The sequence below is a fragment of the Sphingobacterium sp. ML3W genome (assembly GCF_029542085.1).
Lineage (GTDB): Bacteria > Bacteroidota > Bacteroidia > Sphingobacteriales > Sphingobacteriaceae > Sphingobacterium.
The window spans coordinates 2,481,053-2,505,586 of sequence record NZ_CP107036.1 but is presented as its reverse complement, the minus strand read 5'-3'; the positions used below and the strand labels follow the sequence as shown (position 1 = coordinate 2,505,586).

25 protein-coding genes and 1 riboswitch are annotated in these 24,534 nt (G+C 38.6%); of the genes, 12 read left to right on the top strand and 13 right to left on the bottom strand.

What is annotated here, in order from left to right:
• Positions 1–22: 22 nt before the first annotated feature.
• A complete protein-coding gene (locus OGI71_RS10730) occupies positions 23–1,093 on the top strand; it encodes a Gfo/Idh/MocA family oxidoreductase (RefSeq protein WP_282255438.1) in 1,071 nt (356 codons plus the stop codon).
• A gap of 144 nt (positions 1,094–1,237) precedes the next feature.
• The gene (locus OGI71_RS10725; protein ID WP_282255437.1) at positions 1,238–2,485 is read left to right on the top strand and encodes a hypothetical protein; all 1,248 of its coding nucleotides are present in this window, start codon (positions 1,238–1,240) and stop codon (positions 2,483–2,485) included.
• 104 nt (positions 2,486–2,589) lie between these two features.
• On the opposite strand, the gene OGI71_RS10720 is transcribed toward OGI71_RS10725, so the two are convergent.
• A complete protein-coding gene (locus tag OGI71_RS10720; protein ID WP_121121488.1) occupies positions 2,590–3,213 on the bottom strand; it encodes a 7-carboxy-7-deazaguanine synthase QueE in 624 nt (207 codons plus the stop codon).
• A 342-nt stretch (positions 3,214–3,555) separates the two neighbouring features.
• Here OGI71_RS10720 and thrS point away from each other — a divergent pair, with 342 nt between their 5' ends.
• From thrS to OGI71_RS10695, 5 genes are all read left to right on the top strand, one after another.
• A complete protein-coding gene (gene thrS, locus OGI71_RS10715; RefSeq protein WP_282255436.1) occupies positions 3,556–5,481 on the top strand; it encodes a threonine--tRNA ligase in 1,926 nt (641 codons plus the stop codon).
• Between the two features lie 11 nt (positions 5,482–5,492).
• The gene (infC, locus tag OGI71_RS10710) at positions 5,493–6,053 is read left to right on the top strand and encodes a translation initiation factor IF-3 (protein ID WP_120258375.1); all 561 of its coding nucleotides are present in this window, start codon (positions 5,493–5,495) and stop codon (positions 6,051–6,053) included.
• A gap of 39 nt (positions 6,054–6,092) precedes the next feature.
• Entirely contained in the window at positions 6,093–6,293 is a 201-nt protein-coding gene (gene rpmI, locus OGI71_RS10705) for a 50S ribosomal protein L35 (protein WP_002993964.1), read from the top strand.
• A gap of 99 nt (positions 6,294–6,392) precedes the next feature.
• Positions 6,393–6,737, top strand: a complete 345-nt coding sequence (gene rplT, locus OGI71_RS10700; RefSeq protein WP_046674462.1) for a 50S ribosomal protein L20 — start codon at positions 6,393–6,395, stop codon at positions 6,735–6,737.
• A 263-nt stretch (positions 6,738–7,000) separates the two neighbouring features.
• The gene (locus OGI71_RS10695; protein ID WP_282255427.1) at positions 7,001–7,447 is read left to right on the top strand and encodes a DUF3060 domain-containing protein; all 447 of its coding nucleotides are present in this window, start codon (positions 7,001–7,003) and stop codon (positions 7,445–7,447) included.
• 72 nt (positions 7,448–7,519) lie between these two features.
• On the opposite strand, the gene OGI71_RS10690 is transcribed toward OGI71_RS10695, so the two are convergent.
• The 5 genes from OGI71_RS10690 to OGI71_RS10670 form a co-directional block, all read right to left on the bottom strand.
• On the bottom strand, positions 7,520–10,261 hold the full coding sequence (locus OGI71_RS10690) for a DUF3857 domain-containing protein (RefSeq protein ID WP_282255426.1): 2,742 nt from the start codon (positions 10,259–10,261) through the stop codon (positions 7,520–7,522).
• A gap of 160 nt (positions 10,262–10,421) precedes the next feature.
• Entirely contained in the window at positions 10,422–11,357 is a 936-nt protein-coding gene (rimK, locus tag OGI71_RS10685; protein ID WP_077435364.1) for a 30S ribosomal protein S6--L-glutamate ligase, read from the bottom strand.
• Between the two features lie 59 nt (positions 11,358–11,416).
• Positions 11,417–11,854, bottom strand: coding sequence for a RimK/LysX family protein (locus OGI71_RS10680; RefSeq protein ID WP_120258373.1), 438 nt, complete (start codon positions 11,852–11,854; stop codon positions 11,417–11,419).
• Between the two features lie 58 nt (positions 11,855–11,912).
• Positions 11,913–13,091, bottom strand: coding sequence for an AIR synthase related protein (locus OGI71_RS10675; RefSeq protein ID WP_282255422.1), 1,179 nt, complete (start codon positions 13,089–13,091; stop codon positions 11,913–11,915).
• Positions 13,092–13,144: 53 nt separating this feature from the next.
• On the bottom strand, positions 13,145–13,627 hold the full coding sequence (locus OGI71_RS10670; RefSeq protein ID WP_282255421.1) for a DNA-deoxyinosine glycosylase: 483 nt from the start codon (positions 13,625–13,627) through the stop codon (positions 13,145–13,147).
• Positions 13,628–13,724: 97 nt separating this feature from the next.
• Here OGI71_RS10670 and OGI71_RS10665 point away from each other — a divergent pair, with 97 nt between their 5' ends.
• The 4 genes from OGI71_RS10665 (at position 13,725) to mgtE (ending at position 17,062) form a co-directional block, all read left to right on the top strand.
• On the top strand, positions 13,725–14,588 hold the full coding sequence (locus OGI71_RS10665) for an SPFH domain-containing protein (protein ID WP_282255420.1): 864 nt from the start codon (positions 13,725–13,727) through the stop codon (positions 14,586–14,588).
• A gap of 10 nt (positions 14,589–14,598) precedes the next feature.
• Positions 14,599–14,775, top strand: a complete 177-nt coding sequence (locus OGI71_RS10660; protein ID WP_282255419.1) for an Arc family DNA binding domain-containing protein — start codon at positions 14,599–14,601, stop codon at positions 14,773–14,775.
• Positions 14,776–14,864: 89 nt separating this feature from the next.
• Entirely contained in the window at positions 14,865–15,575 is a 711-nt protein-coding gene (gene pepE, locus OGI71_RS10655) for a dipeptidase PepE (protein ID WP_282255417.1), read from the top strand.
• Positions 15,576–15,745: 170 nt separating this feature from the next.
• On the top strand, positions 15,746–17,062 hold the full coding sequence (gene mgtE, locus OGI71_RS10650) for a magnesium transporter (RefSeq protein WP_120258367.1): 1,317 nt from the start codon (positions 15,746–15,748) through the stop codon (positions 17,060–17,062).
• A 72-nt stretch (positions 17,063–17,134) separates the two neighbouring features.
• On the opposite strand, the gene OGI71_RS10645 is transcribed toward mgtE, so the two are convergent.
• From OGI71_RS10645 to ubiE, 6 genes are all read right to left on the bottom strand, one after another.
• Positions 17,135–18,382: a chloride channel protein gene (locus OGI71_RS10645; protein ID WP_282255416.1), complete on the bottom strand. Its 1,248-nt coding sequence runs from the start codon at positions 18,380–18,382 to the stop codon at positions 17,135–17,137.
• Positions 18,383–18,419: 37 nt separating this feature from the next.
• A riboswitch (Fluoride riboswitch) is annotated at positions 18,420–18,482 on the bottom strand.
• 6 nt (positions 18,483–18,488) lie between these two features.
• The gene (locus tag OGI71_RS10640) at positions 18,489–18,863 is read right to left on the bottom strand and encodes a DUF423 domain-containing protein (RefSeq protein ID WP_282255415.1); all 375 of its coding nucleotides are present in this window, start codon (positions 18,861–18,863) and stop codon (positions 18,489–18,491) included.
• A 9-nt stretch (positions 18,864–18,872) separates the two neighbouring features.
• Entirely contained in the window at positions 18,873–19,328 is a 456-nt protein-coding gene (locus tag OGI71_RS10635; protein WP_282255414.1) for a GNAT family N-acetyltransferase, read from the bottom strand.
• 89 nt (positions 19,329–19,417) lie between these two features.
• Positions 19,418–19,867 (bottom strand): GatB/YqeY domain-containing protein, encoded by a 450-nt coding sequence (locus tag OGI71_RS10630; RefSeq protein WP_259182937.1) that lies wholly within the window; start codon positions 19,865–19,867, stop codon positions 19,418–19,420.
• 10 nt (positions 19,868–19,877) lie between these two features.
• Entirely contained in the window at positions 19,878–20,639 is a 762-nt protein-coding gene (locus OGI71_RS10625; RefSeq protein WP_223578794.1) for an SDR family oxidoreductase, read from the bottom strand.
• A gap of 87 nt (positions 20,640–20,726) precedes the next feature.
• Positions 20,727–21,467, bottom strand: coding sequence for a bifunctional demethylmenaquinone methyltransferase/2-methoxy-6-polyprenyl-1,4-benzoquinol methylase UbiE (ubiE, locus tag OGI71_RS10620; protein WP_282255413.1), 741 nt, complete (start codon positions 21,465–21,467; stop codon positions 20,727–20,729).
• A gap of 414 nt (positions 21,468–21,881) precedes the next feature.
• Here ubiE and dnaB point away from each other — a divergent pair, with 414 nt between their 5' ends.
• Positions 21,882–23,495 carry a replicative DNA helicase gene (gene dnaB / locus OGI71_RS10615; protein ID WP_282255412.1) on the top strand — a complete coding sequence of 538 codons (1,614 nt, stop codon included), beginning with the start codon at positions 21,882–21,884 and terminating at the stop codon, positions 23,493–23,495.
• Between the two features lie 139 nt (positions 23,496–23,634).
• Here dnaB and OGI71_RS10610 read toward each other — a convergent pair whose 3' ends face one another.
• Entirely contained in the window at positions 23,635–24,528 is an 894-nt protein-coding gene (locus tag OGI71_RS10610; RefSeq protein ID WP_282255410.1) for a DUF3078 domain-containing protein, read from the bottom strand.
• Positions 24,529–24,534 lie beyond the last annotated feature (6 nt).

Genomic DNA, 24,534 nt, shown 5'->3' with positions numbered 1-24,534 from the left:
AATAAGTTTAAATGAATAATTGATGCAAGTGATAAAAATATTGGTTGTAGGTTGTGGTAATATGGGAGCTTCCCATGCGAAGGCCTACCACGACTTGGATGGATTTGAGATTGTTGGCTTGGTCGCTAGAGGGGATAGTAAACATAAGCTTAATACGGAGTTAGGTGCTGATTATGCGCTTTTCGAATCATACGAAGAGGCATTGGAGCAAACTAAACCTGATGCTGTCTGTATTGCGACCTATCCTGATACACATAAAGATTATGCTATTAAGGCTTTCGAATCGGGGGCTCATGTTTTTATTGAGAAGCCTTTAGCTGAAGATGTCACATCGGCAGAAGAGGTTGTGAATGCCGCCATAAAGTATAATAAAAAACTGGTTGTAGGGTATATTCTTCGTTATCATCCCTCATGGATGAAATTTATTGAGCTTTCGAAGACTATGGGGAAACCTTTGGTTATGCGTATGAATCTTAATCAACAAAGCCATGGTTACATGTGGAATGTCCATCGCAATTTGATGTCTAGCCTAAGTCCAATAGTTGATTGTGGTGTACATTATATCGATGTCATGTGTCAGATGGTAGGTGTCAAGCCGGTACGTGTTTCGGCGATAGGCGCCCGGCTTACGGACGATATTCCAGATTGGAACTATAATTATGGTCAGCTTCAGTTGCATTTTGAGGACGGTTCTGTAGGTTGGTACGAAGCGGGCTGGGGACCTATGGTGAGTCAAAATGCCTTTTTTGTAAAAGATGTTTTCGGTCCCAAGGGTTCGGTATCCATTGTTGCTGACAAAGCAAGCAACGAGGGTAAATCGGATTCTGTGGCGGCGCATACACAAACAGAAAGTCTACGTGTACACTATGCTGATTTAGACGCGAATAATGAATTTTTTAAAAAAGATGAGTGGGTGAACTTGGCCGATGAGCCAGATCATCAGGAGTTGTGTAACAGGGAACAACGCTTTTTTCAGCAGGCCATCCTTGGGGATATTGATCTGTCTTCTTCCATGGAAGATGCGGTCAATAGTTTACGTATAGCGCTTGCTTGTGACGAAGCCGTGAAAACAAAACAGACTGTATTATTGTAATTCTAGTTCATATAAGATTTACTGTTTTTTTTTGTCTTTTTTATGAAAAATTGAAAGGGATAAAAGCAATTAAATAAAAAATATAGCGGAAGGATAGGCTTTTTGGTCTATCTTTTGTTATTTAGCTACATATTTATCATTCTTATGAAGAATTTATTCAAAGTAGCGTTGTTGTTTGGATTGTCTATTCCTGTAGTGCATGGGCAAGATAAACAATGGCAGATGGAATTTGTGTTTAAAGGTGAGATTTCACCCGAAAAATTTGAAAATGAGATTCCAGAGTTTGCAAAAGAGTTTTACGAGCCTTTTCTGAAAGGGAAGACGGCCTACAAGAATGTTGAAGTCTTAGCAGATGCCAATTATTCTTCAGCTGTTGTCAATCAGAAAGAGCATGCTATTTTGAATAGAAAATTGGCAAAAACATATTCTTTTTCAACAGGAGATGATATTGTAACAGCAGAATCTTATCACCCTTCTTATAAAATTGTTAGTAACAGACTAAAAGAATCTGAAGGGCCCTATGTATGGATACAGGATTTAGGAGAGATTGAAGATGTCGCTGGTGTGACCTGTAAAAAAGCAAAATTATTTATCAAAAATCAGGCGGATTCTGCGGAAGCAACTGTTTGGTATTCTGAGGCGGTGCCAACATACTACATGACTGCTTTTTCATTTGTAAATGATCTCCCGGGAGCGGTGCTTAAACTGTCGTTGGGCCAAAATACAGATTTGGGTTTTGAGACAACTAAAGTATCGAATGTTTCAACTGTAGAAGGCTTTCAATTGCCTCAGGATGTTAAAGTTGTGGATATATCAGGGAGTAGTCATACGGAAGAAGGCGAGGATGTAAGTTTGTTTGAGGATACTTTTCCCCTGGATAAGTCACTTAAATGGGTGATGGTGAAAGATAATGATACGAATGATGAATATTATGGGATAAAGAGTTCAACGGGACAAGAGGTTTTGCCGTGTTCACTTTTTTCATTGGCCTATTTTAATGATCGGATTGCCATCGTTTCAGACAAGGATAATTACTTCTGGTTGTTAGACAAAAAGGGGAACAAGGTAAATAAAACGGGATTTGACTGGCTTACTCCAGCGACTGAACGATTGGCTATTTTTCAAAAAGATGGAAATTTTGGATTGGTCACACAAGAGGGAAAGGTTTTGCTCGATAAGAAGGAAAATATAAGTAAGTTTTTAAATAATTATTTGATGTTCTCGGAAGATGGGAAAATAGGTTTGTTGGATGAGAATGGGAAAATTATTATTAATCCTAGTCTATTATTTTTGGATGTAGATAGTACAGGTAAAGTTTTGGTAAGAGATAAAGAAGGGGAGGAGACCAAAACACTTGAACTTGATACGTTTATAAAGGAATATGTAAAGTGATTTAGATTTTGTTGAATAGAAGACTAATATAAGTCACCATAAAAAAAAGCATTCAATCTAAGTAGATTGAATGCTTTTTTGCTTTGATTATTTTTATATTCTGGTTACGGAATATTTAGAAATTTGTGTGTCTGTAGGGAGATATCCCATTTTGGATTTTCCTTGACATAGTCAATAATAGACGGGGTCATTTCTTTGGATTTGGACCATTCGGGCTGAAGGTATAATCTGCAATTTGGTCCAACTAATTGTGCATATTCTTCTCCCCAGGCAAAATCACTTTTATTGAAAACAATAACTTTGAGTTCACCTGCGGCATCGAGGACGTCTTTTCTTGGGGCTTTGAATTTTTTCGGAGACAGGCATATCCAATCCCATTCTCCACTTAAAGGATAAGCGCCAGATGTTTCAATAAAAGTTTTTATGCCCGCAGCGTGGAGACCTTTTGTGAGGTAGTCCAGATTATAGATAAGAGGTTCGCCTCCTGTGATAACAACTGTTTTAGCAGGATATTTTTTTGCATTTTCAATAATTGAATCTGCAGCTGTAAGCGGATGGATAGATGCATCCCAGCTTTCTTTTACATCGCACCAATGGCATCCAACATCGCAACCACCTAATCTGATGAAATAAGCAGCAGTCCCGGTGTGGTAACCTTCCCCTTGAATGGTGTAAAATTCTTCCATCAAAGGTAATCGTGTTCCGTCTTCTGGTACTTGATTCGACATAGTTAAAATTTGAGTCTGCAAAAGTAGCAAATATTAATGATATGCTCAATTTCTCTTGTTGTTTTCGGTAGAATTCGTGTCATTTTTATTGGGTTGAAAAATTAATGACGATCTTAGGTTTCATTAACAGCAGATAGGTGTTTTGTTTAAAAAATAAACTTGGACATAAAAAGGGATGGATTGTTCAAAAGGGGTAAGAGATCATAAAAAAACTGTTTATTACCAGAATTTTTGCTAAATTTGTTTCACAATTTATTTATTGAAAACATAAGTGTAATAACATAATTGTACATGTTGTTTTGTGTTTTCTATTTTTTAACAATATAAAAATCATAGTTGTAAATGATTAAAATTACACTACCTGATGGTTCCGTTAGAGAATATCAAAAAGGAATCACTGCAGCAGAAATTGCTTTATCAATTTCTGAAGGGTTAGCGAGAAATGTTCTTGCGGCTGAGGTGAATGGTGAGGTATGGGATTCTGCCCGTGCTATTGAAGAAGATTCTAGTGTTAAGTTGTTAACCTGGAATGATACAAAAGGAAAATCTACTTTTTGGCATTCTTCGGCTCACTTATTGGCTGAGGCTTTGGAAGCTTTATATCCAGGGATTAAATTCGGTATTGGTCCGGCTATTGAAACTGGATTTTACTATGACGTTGATTTTGGCGATTGCGAATTTTCTTCGGATGACTTTAAGGCTATTGAAGACAAGATGTTGGAACTTGCCAAACGTAAAGAGACTTTTGAGCGTAAAGCTGTTTCGAAGTCAGATGCCTTAGCGTATTTTACTGAAAAAGGGGATGAGTATAAGCTCGATCTGATTAAAGATTTGGAGGATGGAAAGATTACATTCTATACTCAAGGAGAATTTACAGATTTGTGCCGTGGTCCTCATATTCCAAACACAGGGTTTATTAAAGCCATAAAATTAACTAACGTCGCTGGTGCGTATTGGCGAGGTGATGAATCTCGTAAACAGTTAACGCGTATCTATGGGGTAACTTTTCCAAAAGCATCGGAACTCACTGAATATCTGAAGTTCATCGAAGAAGCAAAAAAACGTGACCACCGTAAGTTAGGTAAGGAACTGGAACTTTTTGCATTTTCAGAAAAAGTTGGTGCAGGATTGCCTTTATGGTTACCAAAAGGGGCTGCGCTACGTCAAAAATTAATTGATTTTTTGCAAAAAGCGCAATTGAACTCAGGATATGAGCCTGTAGTTACTCCACATATTGGTCATAAACAATTGTATGTGACTTCTGGTCACTATGAAAAATATGGTGCGGATTCATTTCAGCCGATTAAAACACCTATCGAAGGTGAAGAATTTTTGTTGAAACCGATGAATTGTCCACATCACTGTGAGATCTATAAAGTTAAACCTCGTTCGTATAAAGATTTACCTGTTCGTTTTTCTGAATTTGGTACTGTATATCGTTACGAGCAATCTGGTGAGTTGCATGGTCTAACTCGTGTGCGTGGGTTTACTCAGGATGATGCACACTTGTTCTGTCGTCCGGATCAGGTAAAAGATGAGTTTAAAAAAGTAATCGACCTCGTTCTTTATGTATTTGGTGCTTTAGGATTTAATGACTATACTGCACAGGTATCGTTGCGTGATCCTGAAAACCGTACTAAATATATCGGAACCGATGAAAATTGGGCTTTGGCCGAATCTGCAATTATTGAGGCTGCTGAAGAAAAAGGTTTGCCGACAGTTGTGGAATATGGTGAAGCAGCTTTCTATGGACCGAAATTGGATTTCATGGTAAAAGATGCCCTGGGACGTAAATGGCAGTTGGGTACTATTCAAGTTGATTACAATTTGCCGGAACGTTTTGAATTAGAGTATACTGGAAGTGACAATATGAAACATCGTCCAGTGATGATTCACCGTGCGCCATTTGGATCGTTGGAGCGTTTTGTGGCCGTATTGATCGAGCATTGTGCGGGACAATTTCCGTTATGGCTTGCGCCTGAGCAATTTATCGTCTTGCCAGTGTCAGAAAAATACGAAGAATATGCGCAAAATGTTTTGAATTCGCTAAATAATTCCGATATTCGCGGACTGATAGACTTACGTGACGAGAAGGTAGGCAGAAAAATCAGAGACGCCGAAGTGAAAAAGCTTCCTTATATGTTGATTGTAGGGGAAAAAGAGGTGGAAAATGGCACAGTTTCTGTACGTAAACATGGCTCAGTAGAATTAGGCACTATGACTGCTGACGAATTTAGAGATATATTAATTAAGGAAATAACCGTTTAATTTTTAAACATTTGGCATTAAAAAGACCCGGTGGTCCAAGACCACCAATGAGAAAGAAAGAACCAGATCACCGCATTAATGAGTTAATCAAGGTACCTGAGGTACGTTTGGTAGGAGATAATGTGGAACAAGGAGTTTTCCCTACGCGTAAAGCGTTAGAGTTGGCTGATGAGTTGGAACTTGATTTAGTGGAGATTTCGCCAAATGCTGTACCGCCGGTTTGTAAGATTATCGACTACAGTAAGTTTGTTTACGAACAGAAGAAGAAACAAAAGGAAATCAAAGCTAATGCAAAACAGACTGTTATCAAAGAAATTCGTTTCGGACCTAACTCTGGTGAACATGATTTTGATTTCAAATTGAAACATGCGATTAAGTTTCTTGAGAGTGGTGAGAAAGTACGTGCGTACGTACACTTCAAAGGTCGTGCTATCGTACACAAAGATCAAGGTGAGATCTTGTTGTTACGCTTCGCTCAGGCACTAGAAGATTACGGTAAAGTAGAACTTTTACCCAAATTAGAAGGGAAACGTATGTTTTTAACAGTAGCTCCAAAGGCTCCTAAAAAATAATAAGAATTCTAACAGATTGATATAAAATTTATAAGTATTATGCCAAAAGTTAAAACCAATTCCAGCGCAAAGAAACGTTTCAAATTGACTGGAACAGGTAAAATTGCAAGAAAAAACGCTTTCAAAAGCCACATCTTGACAAAAAAGAGCACAAAACGTAAACGTAACTTAACACAAACAAGTTATGTATCTGATGGCGACATGGGCAACGTAAAACGTATGCTTGCTATCGGTAAATAAGTTTTATTCGATTTTATTTAATAATAATTTTTTAACCGGGTACAGGGTCGTAAGTTCATTGAAATACATGACACCTTTTACCAAACTAATTTTAAAAATATGCCACGTTCGGTTAACGCAGTAGCTTCAAGAAGAAGACGCAAAAAAATCCTAGGCCTTGCAAAAGGTTACTTTGGATCACGTAGCAAAGTTTATACTATTGCTAAAAATACAGTAGAAAAAGGTTTACAATACGCTTACCGCGATCGTAAAACCAAAAAACGCGAGTTTAGAGCTTTATGGATTCAACGTATCAACGCTGGAGCTCGTCAACACGGAATTTCTTATTCCCAATTGATCGGTAAATTAAACGCTAAAAACATTGGTTTGAACCGTAAGGTTTTAGCTGATTTAGCTTTAAATAACCCAGAAGCTTTCAAAGCAGTTGTAGACGCAGTAAAATAGAGTTTTTAATCCGCTGTCAATTTGTTAGAGATATTAAAGGAGCCTTTGGGCTCCTTTTTTTGTTGTCACTTGTTACCTCTTCGATCACTGTAGTCTTTTTTGGACGATGTTTGTATGTATAGCGAGGAGCTGCTCATCGTATTTTATTTGTCGGTGGCCCTATAGCCTCCTTTGAACAACTGAAATTATCAAACTAGATGTAATAACCATTCTCCCTCAATGTTAGGTTTGATTTTTGTACAAGTAGCTATAAATATAAAATTATGAAAACAAGAACTATCGCATTTGGATTTTCACTTCTTTTATTAGGTGGTATGGTTATGGCTAAGGGGCCAGGTTATAAAGCTCCAATAAAAGTTGTATCTGATCAACAAGGGAAAGTTATTTCAATTGAGGGTGTGGGTAACACCCGGACAATAGAGGCAAAGGGAGGAGAGACAATCCAAATAGAAGGTGCCGATAATAAGGTTGTGATACGTGGTAATGTTAGTAAAGTTATTATTGAGGGTAAAGGTAATACAGTAACTGGAAACGACGTGTCAACTGTTACAATAGAGGGCGCAGACAATATGGTTAATATTGGCTCTTTAGAGACAGTGCAAATTGAAGGTGTTAAAAATCACGTTCACTACAAGTCGACTAAAAACAAATCAGGCCAAGTAAAGGTATCTACCGAGGGAGCTGATAATATGGTGATGAAGATGAAATAGCTGAAAAGGCACCAACAAAAAAGGGTTTTGCATGATATCATGCAAAACCCTTTTTTGTTGAAAAAATAGCATCTATTTTTTATTTTGATTATCATCTGGCTGCTCCTGATCTACTTCGTCTTTTTGTGTTTTATATTCTCCGGATGCAGTTTCCGTATTTTGTTCTTGTATGGGATAGGGCTTTAGGAAATCCTGATCAAAAGGGTGAGGAGTTATGGGTCGCTGCATAGGATTTTCATCGTCATATGTTCGAAGACAGGTACCTTTGACACGTTCGGAGTTATATGCGTAAGTTCCCCAGATACAGAAAAAGAGGATCGCTCTAATATTGTCTTTGTAGGTCGTGAATAGGTCTTCTGTTTTATCTAAATATCCGTTGAAAATAAAATAGTATGAAATTCCGTCCATTGTACAGAATATGGCCATAAATAGAGCGACGATAAAGAAGGTCTGGGCAAAAATATCCCTTTTTTTGATCAGTAGGATAGCGCTATAAATCAAACCAGCAAGGATCAATACGTTACCAATCATTTCTACTAGCAGTAGAATTTTATATGAAAAGGATGAAATACCGTCTACCTGATCAACTGCTTTCCAGGTGTTTAAATTATAAAAGGACTGCTGGAAGAAAAATATACCAGATAAAGTCAATATATTGATAAATAACACAATAAGGAGTACGATCATCCATCCACCTATTTGATCGTAATAAACCTCATCATAGGGTTTGATGATAATCGGTTTGTTCTTGTTATACTTTTTAACAATATACCAGATCACAGTCGGTACCGAGACGATGAATAAAAGCAGGGTGAACCAATTAATCTCCTTCGATGATGTGGGTGTACCCAAGTTCGTTATTCCATCTGTCGCATATCCGTCAGCGTCAAGATAAAAACCATTGAAAAAGATATTGTCGCGATCAGCAAAATCCGTATAATACTGTTTCATATCTTTTTGTTCAACAAAGGGTTCATGAAAACCTAAGGTATAAGCAATCTTAATACTATCTGGATTTATCTCCAATGTTTTACCGAATACGTAGGCATTACGGTCGAAAAAACTATTTTCTCTATGGCTGCCAAATAGTTTTTTCCCCTTGTTAACCACGTAGATTTCATATTCGATATCATTTGGGAAAGGCAGGCTTAGTGGAGCTATACGATCTTCCATAATTTCGGGCAGCTTGTCGTTGATATTTGTGCCCAACATGGAAATATATTTTTTAGAAGATCCGTTTTCTGCTTTTCCGATATTTTTTATTTTGTATTTTTCGATGATCTCCACACGATTGTTTTCAATATCATCTTTATATTGGACATTGGTGATTTTATTGATTTTGGGATAGGTTTTCGCATAGTACTCCAGGTATTGCTTCTGTATATCGTTTTTGGCACTACTTTGAAAATAAGTACGCATATTGTCCGCTTCGTTGCCGAGATAGATAGTTTGTACATCAAGGGTAGCTTCGAATTTGCCTTCAAGTGTCAATGTTTCCCTGACTTTAATATTTCCGGTAATATTCTGCGGTACATCTGTCAGTTTCCCTTTACCCATCGATGAGAGTACTTTTCCATAGGCAGGGAAATATCTGTTTTTGATATCTCCACCTTGATTGGTGATGGTTGGATCTATATATTGGTAACGTCCGTCGACATTCACCTCAATAACCATGTGGTTGAAAGCATAAGGCGATGGGAGTTCTTCTTGTAGCCCGCGATCCTTATAGGTATTGGCTAATACCAGTCCTACGCCAATGTTCTTGTTTTTAAGTATTGTCGCCAGCAGCATTGACTTATCTTTGCAATCGCCGTAGCGCTGAGAAAACACTTTTTCAGGTACATTTGCCCGGTGTGAATATTCGCCCATCTCAATACCCATATAGCGTATTTCGTTTTGTACAAAGTCACAGGCCTTTTTTAGGTACATATAGGGTTGCCCGTTTGACTCTTTCCACAGTTGATTAACGAAAGTTTGAAGTGCGCTTGACGGAGCAATCTGTGGGATGGGATTGATTCTATTGTTCCATTGATCTACCTCCAGCCAAGTATTGAATTCTGAACACTGGATATATTTTAAAGGGCTATACCAAGCCGGACTATAATTTTCGTATTGTACTGTTTTATCTTCGGTCAATTCCCAAAAGAAATTGGTCGTACTTCCTGTGGATTGTTGTTGTACTTCTGGAGCCCCATTGAAACTTTTGAATTGAAGTTTACGACCTTGAGGTACAATATAATTGAGATGAACCAAGCCGGTAGGCTCATAGCCGCGTAAATAATAGGTGTCGAAAAATTTGTTTTCAAATACAGGGTTTGCACCAATTATTGAATAAGCAAATACAATCTTGTCGTCTTTACGCAAATCCTCCAGGACACAATGGGCCATCTGACTTCCATTGTAGATAGACCTCGAAAGCTCCGTTTCGGATGCCAGGAGATTGAATTTTGCTTGCGGTAATAAGTTAATATCTTTCCCGTTACGAATGATCTTCAACTCATGTAATTGAAGTTTTTGGAAATGCGGATCAAAAGTTACCTGAACTTGTCCCAGATTTTCGATTCCACTTTGATCAAATAATACTTTTATGTCCTTATAATATTTTGTTTGGCTCGCTAAGTTTATTTGATGCTCGATTAATTCATAGTAATACCCATCACTAATATCATCCAAATTTGGTTTTATGGGCTTTTTTGTGACGGACCGAAGCCAAGTCGGTGATGCTGTTTTTTGGATGGATGTTTGGCTAAATGACCAAGAGAATGCAGCTAGTACGAGTACAAAAGCTAGTAGAAGATGGCTAAATCTTTTCATCAATTAATAATTTAACCTAAGATAAGTAAAATTTGGACTTAACTGTAGCTTAATTTAAGGATCATTAATAATCTTTATGGAGTAAAAATCTGGCTGTCTAAAAAGATAAAAGGGCTGCCTGCGTACACAGTCAACCCTTTTATCTTTTAATCCGGAGATATTATAGTTTACTCTCTCTCTTTTTCTTTTTCTTCACCACTTTAGGCATTTGTGCCTGCTTCATTTCATATTGTCTTTCGATGTACTGAATGATTTCAGAAGCAATGTCCTTTTTTGTGGCTTTTTCTATACCTTCCAGCCCAGGGGAGGAATTCACCTCCAGGACCAGCGGTCCGCGATCTGAAGGAATCATATCCACACCACATACCGTAAGCCCCAATTGGGCTGCAGCAGCAATTGCAGTCTCTCTTTCGGCCTTACTTAGGCGTATGACCTGCGCTGTGCCACCCCGGTGTATGTTTGATCGAAATTCACCTTCTTTAGCCGTACGTTTCATCGCTCCCACAACTTTTCCGTCAACCACAAAAGCCCGGATATCAGAGCCTTTCGACTCTTTGATGAACTCTTGTATCAAAATATTATTTCCAAGGCCGTAGAAGGCCTCTATAACAGACGAAGCTGCTTTCTTAGTTTCTGCTAAAACAACACCAATCCCCTGTGTACCTTCCAATAGTTTAATCACTAATGGAGCGCCGCCGACCATACTGATCAGATCGTCGACATCGGATGCTGTACGAGCAAAGCCCGTAATCGGAAGTCCAATACCTGCACCGGACAAGATCTGCAGACATCTCAATTTATCTCTGGATCTGGTAATCGCTTGACTTGGATTTGCGGAAATTACATCCATCACCTCAAATTGTCTAACGATAGCCGAACCATAAAAGGTAACCGAAGCGCCTATTCGGGGAATAATAGCGTCAATGCCACTGAGATCCTGTCCTTTGTAATGAATACTTGGTTTACCTTGTTGAATGCCAACGTAACACTTACTGTGGTCGATGACAACACATTCGTGTCCTCTTTGTTGGGCAGCTTCTACGAGACGACGAGTTGAGTATAAACTCTTTACTGTCGATAATACGGCAATTTTCACGGTTTGTATATTGAATATATTTTTGTGCTAAGATAACAAAATAGCTTTGCTATTTGTTTTTATTTTGACGGGGACTTCAAGGAGAGATTTTCTTTGGAGACATCGACCAAAAATCTTCGATATAGAAAGTTCTTTCCTAAAAGCATCGGGTAAGTCATTTTCGAGCGATTTCGAAATGAAATCTTGATACTGAAAACTTGATCATAAAGTTTCGCTGTGGTTCGGATGTAGTAACGCTTTTCCTCCTGACCAAATGAACTTTTAACCAGTTTAGTTTTGTAAAGCCGTAATTTTAGAACTTTGGTTTCTTCGGTCTCGAAATTGGTAATTAGTTCACAGAGAATCCAGTCCTGACCGTCTTCATTCACGATTTTATAGGAATTACAATGCAAAACAGATGAAGCGGCACCGGTATCGATTTTTGCTTCTATGCCAAATATTCCTAATTCAGGTAAATCTAGGGTCTCTTTCCAACCCACGAGAAGTTTTTCTTTCATTTAAACCAAATGGAATAGATGCACCAATCTCTTCAATAGAGGTTGGTGCATTCCTATTTTATTCGTAAATAAATTCTCCAAAAGGAGATGTAATCGTTACTTTTTTAGAAGTTGCCTCTTCCACACGACCGATAATTTGCGCTGGAACGCCGAACGACTCAGAGATGGTAATAATGTCCGCAGCAATAGCTTCAGGTACATATAATTCCATACGGTGTCCCATATTAAATACCTTATACATCTCTTTCCAGTCTGTATTAGATTCTTTCTGTATCAATTCGAAGAGCGGCGGGATCGGGAAAAGATTGTCTTTAATGATATGTACATTGTCAACAAAGTGCAGGACTTTAGTTTGCGCTCCACCTGAACAATGCACCATTCCATCAATTTGAGAACGATACTTATCTAATATATTTTTAATAATAGGAGCATAGGTACGTGTCGCCGAAAGTACGAGTTTACCCGCTGTCACTTTTTCGCCCGTTTCAACTACGATGTCACTGGTTAAGTCTTGGCTTCCTGCAAAAACAAGTTCGTATGGAACTGCAGGGTCATATGCTTCTGGATATTTCTCTGCTACTTTTTTGTTAAAAACGTCATGACGCGCTGAGGTCAAACCATTGGAACCCATCCCACCATTATAGGCTTTCTCATAGTTCGCTTTTCCATTGGATGCCAAACCGACAATTACATTGCCACCTTTGATTTTGTGATTTGAAATAACATCTTCACGTTTCATACGACATGTCACTGTGCTATCAACAATTATTGTACGTACAAGATCGCCAACGTCTGCAGTTTCACCGCCGGTTGAATAAATACCGATACCTAAATCACGAAGTTCGGACAATATTTCTTCTGTACCATTAATGATTTCTGCGATAACTTCGCCAGGAATAAGATTTTTATTCCGTCCGATTGTGGATGATAGCAGAATATTATCGGTTGCTCCAACACAGAGTAAATCGTCAATATTCATGATAATTGCATCTTGTGCAATGCCTTTCCAAACCGAAATATCTCCTGTTTCTTTCCAATAGACATAAGCTAGAGAAGATTTGGTGCCAGCACCATCAGCATGCATAATATTGCACCAGTCCTGATCTCCACCCAAAATATCGGGAATGATTTTACAGAATGCTTTGGGAAACAGACCCTTGTCGATATTTTTTATCGCATTGTGCACATCCTCTTTTCCAGCGGATACACCTCGTTGATTGTATTTTAAATCTGACATCTTAGCGCAAAAATAAGCAATAGCACTGAATTAACGAACCTTATTTACGTAATTTAATCACTTATGATCGCTCGCCAATGTATGATGAGTTTTTCGAGGTTGGTTTTTGCATTAGCAGGGCTTGTGCTGGGGAGACATATATAAGTAATATTATCCTTTTTTTCAAAATACTTTAGGTATAAGTTGTAGGCCTTCTGTCCATTAAAAACGACCAGTTTGATCCTGGGGTTTGCCTCAAGCAGAGCTATAATTGGATTGGGACTTTCGTCTTTGATGGCTAAATCCATGCTGCCGGGACGAGAAGCTTCAGCGCATACATCCCAAAGGCCAATACCATTGTCCACTAGCAGGTTTACTTTGTCAGCATAGTTTGTCGCATCTGGGCTATTATATAAATGCCGGATCACTTTCCAAAAGCGATTTTGCGGATGTGCATAATATTCATTTTGCTCCAATGATCGGTCACCCGGCAATGATCCAAGGATAAGCGTTTTGGTATTGGCATTCACAAGTGGTAAAAAAGACTTTTTGAGCATAATCAAAAATAATAATAAAAATTTTGGCTTTGAAATATGAATTATTTTTTGCTATATTTATGATATTAAAATGATATCAAATATATATTAATAAATTATGGAAAAGTTGATTAAACCTATGTCGGGCTATTTAGCCCTGTTGATTGCGGTAGTTTCTTTTATAGCTGCCATATTTTCGTTTGCCAATGTCGATACAAGTTCGCTTTATGTTGTACTTGGCGTCTTCTTGATGATCGGGACATTTTTTATCCTGAAGGGATTGATGATTATTAATCCAAATCATTCACGTGTTTTGAATTTCTTTGGTAAATACGTTGGAACAGTAAAAGAAAACGGATTGTTTTTTGTCAATCCACTATATTCTACCATTAAGATCAGTCTACGTTCGGACAACTTACAGGGGCAAACGTTGAAAGTAAATGATAAGATGGGAAATCCGATTGAGATAGGTGCGGTCATTGTATGGCAGGTAGGGGATACCTATAAAGCCGCTTATGATGTTAGTAACTATACTTCCTACGTACGTACGCAAAGTGAGGCTGCTGTGCGGCATCTTGCTGGAAGTTTTCCTTATGATAACCTCGAGGATGAAGGGGCTGAGATCACTTTGCGTGAGGGAGGGGATACCGTTAATCATATCCTCGAGCAGGAGCTGGCCGATCGTCTAGCACCTGCGGGAGTTATTATTAAAGAAGCTAGAATTAGCCATTTGGCTTATGCATCCGAAATTGCTGGGGCGATGCTACAAAGGCAACAAGCGGCTGCAATCGTTGCTGCACGTTCCAAGATTGTAGATGGTGCGGTAGGAATGGTTGAAATGGCCCTAAAAAAACTGTCCGAAAAAGATATAGTAGAATTGGACAATGAGAAAAAAGCAGCTATGGTCAGTAATCTTATGGTCGTACTTTGTGGAGAAAAGGCTGCAACCCCAATTGTAAATACCGGTACTTTGTATCAATAAACTGAATAAAATGGCAGATAAAAAGAACTTTATGTTGCGGCTCGATGACCAAATGTACAAAGCATTGGAAAAATGGGCTGCGGATGAGTTTAGGAGTGTTAACGGGCAGATAGAATATCTTTTACATAAAGCGCTGCAAGAAAATAAAAGATTGAGTACGGAGAAAAAGTCTGCAGATAAAAAATAAAGAATCAGGAACTAAAAATGTACCTTTGGCTTCGTTATAAATGAAGCCAAAGGTACATTTTTTTGTTTAATAATATTAAGAAATAAGATATGGTGATCAATCCAGTTTATAATTTATTGGTCGTAAGCACAAGTACCGTCCATGGTAGTGAATTCTTGGAATATATTAAAGAGGATTTTGTAAAGTTTATTGCATCGGATGAGCTGCTATTTGTTCCTTTTGCCCGACCATCCGGAATTTCTTTTGATGCGTACACGGCGAAAGTTCAGGAGGCTCTCCGCGATAAGAATATAAAGGTAACCGGATTACATGAATTTGAGAACAAGAAAAAGGCTATCCAGGAAGCAAAGGCAATTTTTGTTGGTGGGGGAAATACATTTTTGTTGTTGAAGACCTTGTATGATCTGGATCTTGTGCATCAACTACGTGTACAGGTAGGGAATGGAACTCCCTATGTAGGTACTTCCGCGGGATCTAATCTGACTGGATTGACAATTGGTACAACCAACGATATGCCTATTGTCTATCCACCTAGTTTTAATGCTTTGGGATTTTTGCCTTTTAATATTAATCCGCATTTTTTGGATCCGGATATGAATTCGACACATAAAGGAGAAACCCGGGAAACCCGTATCCAAGAGTTTCATCAATTTAATTCGCAACCTGTCGTCGGACTTCGGGAAGGAAGCTGGCTCAAAGTAAGTCAAGGTGAAATAAAACTTGAAGGAACGTTAACTGCCCGATTATTCAGACCAAATATGGACGCTGTGGAACTTGATCCTGGATTAATTAATTTTTAAGATTTTGTAAAATCTGCACTCTTTTTGTAGCTTAATAATAAAGTAAAATCAGTTTGCAACCTATTTAAATAAATATTGGGTCTTTCTTCGTTAAAAAATACTTTTGTAGATGATTGGATATCATACAAAATAAGGTACTTTTGCGCTAAATCCATTAAAACTTTCTTCCAATGGAACAAAATTCAGCATTACACCCGGCCGATATTGCGGAAGAAATATCGCGTCTTAATAAAGGTGAGCAACATCAATATTTTATGGACTATCCGTTAGAGGATAGATTGGAGATTTTTTCTTTTTTGGAAGTAGATGTCCAATATACATTGATTAAATCAATGACCGAGCAGGAGTTGTCCGAATTGCTGAATAATCTAAAGCCGGATACGCGAAACGAATTGCTTTCTGAATTGCCGGATGATCTAATTAAATATTTGATTAATCTCTTGAACGAGCGTGAAAAGCAGATGGCTCTGGAGCTGATCGGATATAAAGAGGATAGTATTGCCCGGTTGATGACACCAATGTATGTGCAGGTACGTCCTTATTATACGGTGGATGATGTCTTTCGGCACATTAAAGTCTTTGGAAGAAAAGCTGAAACGCTCAATTTCATTTATGTCGTTGACGAGAAAAATGTGTTGATTGATGATTTGAAAATCGGTCAGTTACTATTATCTGATGGATCTACAAAGATTTCGGACTTAATCGATTATAATTTTGCGGCTATTAAAGCCTCCACCCCCATGGAGGAAGCCTTCGAAATTTTCCAAAAATACGACCGAAGTGCCTTACCGATTGTTACCGAAGCTGGTGTATTGGTCGGGATTGTGACATTTGATGATGTGTTGGACCGGATCGAAGACCGTGACACCGAAGATATTCAAAGATTTGGGGGGATGGAGGAATTGGATCTGGCTTATACTAAGACACCATTGCTTCAGCTCGTGCAAAAAAGGGCGGGATGGCTTATTATACTATTTTTCAGTGAGATGCTTACGGCGTCAGCCATGGGATTTTTTGAAGGAGAGCTGGAAAAGGCAGTTGTATTGGCATTGTTTGTCCCTCTAATTATTTCCAGTGGTGGAAATTCAGGTTCACAGGCTGCGTCACTTATTATTCGTGCCATGGCTTTGGGGGAATTGAAACTCAAAGATTGGTGGTATGTGATGAAAAGGGAAGTTTCTTCCGGATTGATTTTGGGCGGGATATTAGGTACTATTGGTTTCCTACGGATACTGGCCTGGCATTTTCTTGGTCTGTATGACTACGGTCCTTATTGGATTGCCATAGGTCTTACAGTAGCAGTGTCATTGGTGTTTATCGTGTTGTGGGGAACGCTGTCTGGTTCATTTATTCCATTTATCTTGCGTCGATTTGGATTGGATCCAGCCACGGCATCTGCGCCCTTTGTAGCAACGTTAGTGGACGTTTCGGGATTGATTATTTATTTTACCGTTGCAGCATTCTTTTTGCAAGGTAAATTATTGTAAGCCTTTCAGAAAAAATATAGAAAAAAGCATAAAACACAGCTTGGTTTTATGCTTTTTTCTATATTGACTGTATTACAAATTCAATTTTCGATACAATTTTTCTTTAATTCCACCTTTCTGGGCAACATAAATTCCTTTTTTCCCGGAGAATATAAATGCGGTTATACAAGCAATTGTTATAAAAACAACAGGTTGGACGCCGAAAAGTTCATAGCCCATAATGATGCAAGCCAAGGGTGTATTTGTAGCACCAGAGAATACGGCAACAAAGCCCATCGCAGCTAATAATCCAAGCGGAAGTGGGATAAGGCCACTGAGTGCACTGCCAAGTGTAGCTCCGATAAAAAACAAAGGGGTCACTTCTCCGCCTTTAAAACCGGCAGAAAGGGTAAATGTGGTTAAGACCAATTTGATTAAGAAATCATAGTAATCCGAGGGATTACTGAAAGCCTCCTGAATCATTGGAATACCTAAGCCGATATATTTTGTGCTTTTTAGCAATACCACCGTAATCACAATGATGATACCACCGATAACAGGTCTGAGCAGCGGAGATTTGATCTTTTTAAATTGAGCACTGAAGAAGTCTCCGGTGAGGGAGAACAACCAGGCTGCCAAGCCAAATAAAATTCCAGCAATCAAACTAAATCCTATAGTGCTTAAAGAAAGCGCAGGGATCATTTCATGTATTGGGTAATGTGTGTGCGGTACATGCCATAATTGACAGCTAAAATTTGCGATATAGGCTGTGAGAAGGCAGGGGAGGATACCAAAATATCTTTTTTTACCAATGAGCAGAACTTCAAGGCCGAAGATAGTTCCAGCTAGTGGGGTACCAAAGACAGCAGCAAAACCGGCTGTAATACCGATAGATATCAGGATGCGTCGTTCGGTTTTGTCGAAATCAAACCAGCGGTTGAGCTGATCGGCTATTGCTCCGCCAATCTGAACTGCTGTTCCTTCTCGTCCGGCTGATCCGCCAAATAGGTGAGTAAGTAAAGTCCCGAATAGTACAAGTGGTGCCATAACAAGCGGTATCCTGCGTTGTGGACGAAGATATTCTTCGATTAGGAGATTATTCCCTTTGCTTGAAGGGTTGCCCCAGCGCTGATAGGATAGGGCAATAACCAAACCAGCAAGTGGTAATCCATAGATTATCCAAGAATTGTTTTCTCTATATTGTGTGACCCAATTTAGCGAAAAAAGAAAAAATGCACAGATTGATCCAACACTAAAGCCTATTATGCAGCAAGTAATAAGCCATTTAGAAATAAAATGGAGATTAATTTGAGGTGGTTGATTTAAAATTCTGATAGCCATAAGTCTACACTTTATATAAAATTTGTTGTTTTTATACTAAAAAGTAGACGTCATCAGCTTATTAGGGCGGTTCAAGGCAGACATCATTGCCATATGTTAGACAAAGTTATAAAAAACGAATGATAATTGCAATCCAGCCGAGGATCATCAATAATCCACCTAGCGGAGTGATTGGTCCAAGAAATTTTAGATTTTTTTTCCAATATTCTGCAAAGGAAAGAAAATAAATACTTACGGAAAACAAAAGGGTACCCGATGTAATTAAATAATAGGCAACTCTTTCAGATTGATATTCAAAGGATAGATTTAGCCCAAGAACTAATAAGGTGATCGCCGCATACATTTGATAGCGAACACCCACTTCAAATGAATCCAATTTTTCGGGCGATAGAATTTTTTTGAATGCGTGTGCTCCAAAGGCGCCAAGTATAATTGCCAACGCGCCTAATAGGGCAGCAGTAATGATTACAATGTTATTCATAAAAATAGTCTATTTGATAATAGATTTAGTCATGTCAATGTGAAGGATTCCGTAATCTGGATAGGGTTCAGAGTTTTGTTCAAATCCTAATTTCTCATAGAATGACTTTAAGTGAAATTGCGCACCGATTTGAATATCCTGAGATCCAAAAGCGTCTAAAGTAGCTTCAATAGATTTATGCATAAGCAGTTGACTTAGGCCTGTTCCTCGGGCTTCTTTCACAACAATAACACGCCCGATGGAAGGTTGTGGATATGAAATTCCAGCTGGGACTAAACGGGTGTAAGCGACAATTTCTCCATCCTGCTCAGCCCAAAGATGCAGACAGACGTAATCTTTATCATCCAGTTCAGGATATAGACACTCTTGTTCCAATACAAAAACCGCTGTACGTAATTTTAAAATACGGTACAATTCACGGTTTGTTAGCTCTTCAAAATTCTTAAGTTTCCAATTATATTGCATGATAGCGAATAAAGAGGGGAAATTGAGTTACCGACCATAAACTGAAACAGATTGATCGGTAACTCAATTTGTATTATTAAAAGTGAAAATTATGCCAATAGGCTTTTTACAACTTCGGAAATTGTTTTTCCGTCAGCTTGTCCGGCTAATTTTTGATTCGCAGCACCCATTACTTTTCCCATTTCTTTAATGGATGAAGCGCCGGTCTCAGCGATGATCGCTTTGATAACAGACTCTACTTCCTCTTTGCTCATTTGTTTAGGAAGGTAAGCTTCAATTACTTTTTCTTCTTCTACCTCGATTTGGTAAAGATCCTCACGATTTTGAGTCTTATAGATTTCAGCAGATTCACGTCTTTGTTTTACCAGTTTTTGTAAAACTTTAATTTCAGCTTCTTGATTCAGATCTTCTGCATGGCCTTTCTCCGTTTTCGCGAGGAGAATAGCTGCTTTAATCGCACGTAATCCACGCAATGCTGCCGTATTTTTTGCAATCATTGCTGCTTTAATGTCTTGATTTATTTGTGTTTCTAATGACATGATATTTAAATTATTTTCGATTGACAATCGTGCCTGTAGCCTGTGCTGTCGGCATTATTAATAGATCGTTGATATTAACATGAGCTGGTCTGGTGATGACGAAAAGGATAGTTTCGGCAATGTCGGTACCGGTCAGGGGCTGTACACCTGTATACACGCTTTTTGCTCTTTCTTTGTCCCCATGAAAGCGAACCTCAGAGAATTCTGTTTCAACCATACCGGGGTCGATAGAAGTTACTTTGATACCTTTGGAAAGTAAGTCTATACGCATCGCTTTTGTTAACGCGTCTACCGCATGTTTGCTAGCGCAGTATACGTTACCATTTGGGTATACTTCTTTGCCTGCAATAGAGCCCAAATTGACAATATGTGCTCCATTTGCGGTATCCATTAATGGGATGACTGCTTTGCTGACATAAAGTAGTCCTTTGACATTGGTGTCGATCATTCTATCCCAGTCACCGATATCACCATCCTGGATTGGGTCCAGACCTTGGCTAAGCCCTGCATTATTGATTAATACATGGATTGTTTTCCATTCCTCTGGTAAACCGTTCATTTGGTTTTGAACCTGTTCTGAATCTCTGACATCCAATTCAAATGTATGAATTTTGATGTGGGGATAGATTGAATTCAATTTTTCCTTCAATATATCTAGCCGATTTAGTCTACGGGCACAAAGCAAAAGATTGTAACCTTCCTTCGCCAACACTTCAGCACAGGCTTGACCAATACCTGAACTTGCTCCTGTGATGAAAACTGTCTTTGTCATATTTTTTAACTAGTTGAAATAGTAAATCTCATTGCTGACTGTAATTTCATCTATTGATAAAACTCAATCCAAGAGTCCTTGATAGACCTATTTTGTCGCAATATAAATCGTGCAGATACCAAATGTTTGTGGTCTCACAATCGTTTGGTCGAAGCCAGCTTTTTTATTTATTGCAACAAATTTCTGTCCATCTGGGAACTGAGCAACGGATTCCGGTAAATATTCGTAAGCACTCGCATCTTTTGAGAAGAATTTTCCAATAGTCGGTGTTACATATTTGAAGTAAAAATTGTAAAGCTGCTTTATAGGGAATTTTTTTGGGTTCGAAAATTCCAAAATAACGGCCTTACCACCGGGTTTCAATACACGATAAATGTCGGACAATCCTTTTTCTAAGTTTTCAAAGTTACGGACACCAAATGCAACGGTAACAGCGTCAAAGGTATTGTCTTCAAATTGAAGCCTTTCCGAATCGCCTAATTGTACTTCAAATTGATTTTCCAGTCCTTTGTTTGCGATTTTCTTTTTAGCCACATCAAGCATTCCTTGAGAAATATCGACTCCAATTATTTTTTTTGGATTCAATATCTTGATGGATTCCAATGCAAAATCACCTGTTCCGGTCGCCACATCTAACATGAGCTGAGGATTAATGGACTTTAGGGCATTAATGGCTTTCTTTCGCCATATAATATCAATCCCCAAGGACATGAAGTGGTTTAAGAAATCATAGGAATGGGAAATATTGTTGAACATATCCGCTACCTGTTTTTTCTTGCCATCATTGGCATCTTTATAGGGCTTTAATGTTGAAGAATCGTGCGTCATTTTACAAATATACAATATAAGTATATTTTTAATGCTTAAAATGGGATTTGTTTTTTGATTTAAAGTTGAAGCCTTTTCCGCGTTAACAAAGCAATGCTAGCGTGGTGTTCAGGCAGAATTAAACCCAATCATTTTGAATTTCGATCATTTTGGTTATTCACAATACCTTAAGTTATCAACACTTTTTAATGTATTGATTTTAAGTGCCTGTTTTTTATTTTCAACATGTTTTCAACATTTAATGTTGAAAAGTGCATCGTTAAAACTGTGTCCTTCAAAGCGTTTTGACAGTTGGTGTCTGACGAACTAATTATGCTGTTTGTAATTCAGCGTCTTTGTGAATTTTATTTTTTATACATTTGTTATCCCATCTTAAATTTAAGAGCTGGGAAGCTATATTTCTGATATAATATCATGATGAACGAGAGCAATTTTGAAGCGAATAATACGGATAATAACAAAAGAGGTAATTATGGTGAGCGCCGTACCAAATTAAACAACATGGTAAGCGGCTTGGGTAAGCTACCGCCCCAGGCAGTAGATCTTGAGGAAGCTGTTTTGGGCGCATTGATGCTTGAAAAAAATGCACTGAGCGAGATTATTGATATTCTAAAACCAGAGTCTTTTTATAAGGAATCACATCAGAAAATTTTTGAAGCTATATTTGGCTTATTTCAAAAGACTTCGCCGATTGATATTTTGACAGTCACATCCGAGTTACGTAGAATGGGGGCACTGGAAATGGTAGGTGGAGCTTATTATATCACGCAGCTTACCGATCGGGTTGTCTCTGCTGCTAATATCGAATACCATGCGCGTATTATTTCACAAAAATATATTCAAAGGGAGCTGATCAAAGTGTCTACTGAGATTATCAATAGTTCATATGATGAGACATCGGATATTTTTGATCTCTTGGATCATGCCGAGAAGAGCTTGTTTGATATTGCACAAAATAACTTGAGAAGAGATTCGCGGAAGATGGATGACATTATGCGTGAAGCAATATCCAATCTTGAGATGTTGCGTGATCGTACAGATGGTCTGACAGGTGTGCCGTCGGGTTTAACTGCACTCGATCGCATGACTTCCGGTTGGCAGCCTTCTGACTTAGTGATTATCGCCGCCCGTCCAGCCATGGGTAAAACAGCATTTGTATTGTCTGTAGCACGAAATGCTGCTGTTGAACATGGTAAGGCTGTTGCGGTATTCTCGCTGGAGATGTCCTCTGTTCAGTTGGTTAATCGTCTTATCGCTGGTGAAACTGAAATTGAACAAGAGAAACTGAAAAAAGGAAATCTTGCCGATCACGAATGGCAGCAATTGCATTCACGTATCGGTCGATTGACGGAGGCACCGATCATTATTGATGATACTCCTGCATTGAACGTATTTGAATTTAGAGCAAAATGCCGTCGTCTGAAAGCACAGTATGATATCCAGATGGTGATTGTCGATTACTTGCAATTGATGCATGGTAAAGCTGAAGGCAAGGGCGGTGGTAACCGTGAGCAAGAAATCGGTAGTATTTCCCGTGCTTTGAAGTCCGTTGCGAAAGAATTGAGCATTCCGGTACTGGCATTATCGCAGTTAAGCCGTGCCGTGGAGTCGAGACCAGGAAATAGTAAAAGGCCGATGCTATCGGATTTGCGTGAATCAGGATCTATCGAGCAGGATGCCGATATGGTACTTTTCTTATATAGACCAGAGTATTATGGTTTGACTGAAGATGAAGAGGGACGCCCAACAGCTGGTGTCGGTGAAGTTATTATCGCCAAGCACCGTAATGGTGAAACAGGGATCGTACCACTTCGTTTCGTAGGTAAATTCGTTAAATTTGTCGATCTTGAAGACGAGTTTTCTGGAATGGGTGGCGGTGATGGTTTTGGAGATGCTCCAACCACATTTTCTGCCTCGGCATTGAATCCATCACCAAATTTTGGTGAAGACTTCGGTGGAGCAGGCTTTAGCGGAGGCATTACTATGCCTTCCCGCATGAATGATATGCCTGACGATGCACCTTTTTAATCTGTAATTTTACATCAGTATCCATAAATGGAAAAGCCGAAATATCATATTTCGGCTTTTTTTTGACCTAGGTTTAATCAACCATCGTAGCTATCTTCGTTATCTTCTACGAATTGTTGTATATTTTTACTTGAGTCAACTAGAATTTGTAAGTCACCCCAGCGCCGACGATCTGTCTGATCTGTAAAGCAGAGTTCCTTTTTCCGATTTCTTTTCCTTCTTTGATAACAGGAATGGCTGTATTGTCATCGTAAATCATCTGTACCCCTGCGTTTACAGTGATAAACTTATTGACCTTCATGAAGAGATTTGCGGTATAGTCTATGTCAATATTCTGCGGTTTATCCAGATAATTTGAATAAAGTTTTAAGATATTTTCAAAGGAAACATTCTCCATTAGGTTTACTTTATAATAGGCATCAAAAGATGCGCCGAATTCAGTTCTTACTTTTTTACCCGCATCCAGTCCGTATCTCGTAGAAAGGAGGGTGTCATTGACAAAAACGAATCTTACTGCCGCAGGTGAAAGATTAAATCTCAAGTTGTCAGATTTTTTGTAGGCAAAACCTGGTCCAAAGCTTAAATACGCTGGGGCTAGGAATCGCGAAATACGCTCTTTGGGAGTTTTGGTATAATCAAATCCATCCGCAAATTGTGTGTTAAAGTTCAGAAAAAAGGTATACAGCCAATATTCTGAGGCTTTATGTCCCAGTAAGCTATTCAATACTAATCTATCATCATTTTTGCGCCAGTCCGATTCCTTTTGGAAAGTTAAACCATAGGCAGCTAATACTTTGTTATCCCAAGACCATTTGTCTTTCTTATAATTGAAATCATAATTTAATGTAAGATTTCCCGAAAATGAATTGACACCCCCTGCGACCCAATTGGAGAAGGAACTCTGGTTGATCAAAAAAGTGTTTTCACCTTTGATTGTCCATGTTTTAGTGGTATCCGTAGGAGCTTCCTGGCTGAAACTTCGAAAGCTAATTAAACTTAAGGCAATAAGAAAGATTGATTTATTTTTTTTCATACTAAA

Coding starts and splice junctions, on each gene's coding strand:
- ubiE (WP_282255413.1), bottom strand. CDS start 21,467: ATGACGCACGATTCTTCAACATTAAAGCCCTATAAAGATGCCAATGAT.
- OGI71_RS10640 (WP_282255415.1), bottom strand. CDS start 18,863: ATGAATAACATTGTAATCATTACTGCTGCCCTATTAGGCGCGTTGGCA.
- OGI71_RS10645 (WP_282255416.1), bottom strand. CDS start 18,382: ATGGCTATCAGAATTTTAAATCAACCACCTCAAATTAATCTCCATTTT.
- rpmI (WP_002993964.1), top strand. CDS start 6,093: ATGCCAAAAGTTAAAACCAATTCCAGCGCAAAGAAACGTTTCAAATTG.
- OGI71_RS10720 (WP_121121488.1), bottom strand. CDS start 3,213: ATGTCGAATCAAGTACCAGAAGACGGAACACGATTACCTTTGATGGAA.
- OGI71_RS10690 (WP_282255426.1), bottom strand. CDS start 10,261: ATGAAAAGATTTAGCCATCTTCTACTAGCTTTTGTACTCGTACTAGCT.
- pepE (WP_282255417.1), top strand. CDS start 14,865: ATGGTGATCAATCCAGTTTATAATTTATTGGTCGTAAGCACAAGTACC.
- OGI71_RS10635 (WP_282255414.1), bottom strand. CDS start 19,328: ATGCAATATAATTGGAAACTTAAGAATTTTGAAGAGCTAACAAACCGT.
- OGI71_RS10680 (WP_120258373.1), bottom strand. CDS start 11,854: ATGAAAGAAAAACTTCTCGTGGGTTGGAAAGAGACCCTAGATTTACCT.
- OGI71_RS10725 (WP_282255437.1), top strand. CDS start 1,238: ATGAAGAATTTATTCAAAGTAGCGTTGTTGTTTGGATTGTCTATTCCT.
- mgtE (WP_120258367.1), top strand. CDS start 15,746: ATGGAACAAAATTCAGCATTACACCCGGCCGATATTGCGGAAGAAATA.
- thrS (WP_282255436.1), top strand. CDS start 3,556: ATGATTAAAATTACACTACCTGATGGTTCCGTTAGAGAATATCAAAAA.
- OGI71_RS10630 (WP_259182937.1), bottom strand. CDS start 19,867: ATGTCATTAGAAACACAAATAAATCAAGACATTAAAGCAGCAATGATT.
- OGI71_RS10730 (WP_282255438.1), top strand. CDS start 23: ATGCAAGTGATAAAAATATTGGTTGTAGGTTGTGGTAATATGGGAGCT.
- rplT (WP_046674462.1), top strand. CDS start 6,393: ATGCCACGTTCGGTTAACGCAGTAGCTTCAAGAAGAAGACGCAAAAAA.
- OGI71_RS10675 (WP_282255422.1), bottom strand. CDS start 13,091: ATGTCAGATTTAAAATACAATCAACGAGGTGTATCCGCTGGAAAAGAG.
- OGI71_RS10665 (WP_282255420.1), top strand. CDS start 13,725: ATGGAAAAGTTGATTAAACCTATGTCGGGCTATTTAGCCCTGTTGATT.
- OGI71_RS10625 (WP_223578794.1), bottom strand. CDS start 20,639: ATGACAAAGACAGTTTTCATCACAGGAGCAAGTTCAGGTATTGGTCAA.
- dnaB (WP_282255412.1), top strand. CDS start 21,882: ATGATGAACGAGAGCAATTTTGAAGCGAATAATACGGATAATAACAAA.
- OGI71_RS10660 (WP_282255419.1), top strand. CDS start 14,599: ATGGCAGATAAAAAGAACTTTATGTTGCGGCTCGATGACCAAATGTAC.
- OGI71_RS10610 (WP_282255410.1), bottom strand. CDS start 24,528: ATGAAAAAAAATAAATCAATCTTTCTTATTGCCTTAAGTTTAATTAGC.
- OGI71_RS10670 (WP_282255421.1), bottom strand. CDS start 13,627: ATGCTCAAAAAGTCTTTTTTACCACTTGTGAATGCCAATACCAAAACG.
- OGI71_RS10695 (WP_282255427.1), top strand. CDS start 7,001: ATGAAAACAAGAACTATCGCATTTGGATTTTCACTTCTTTTATTAGGT.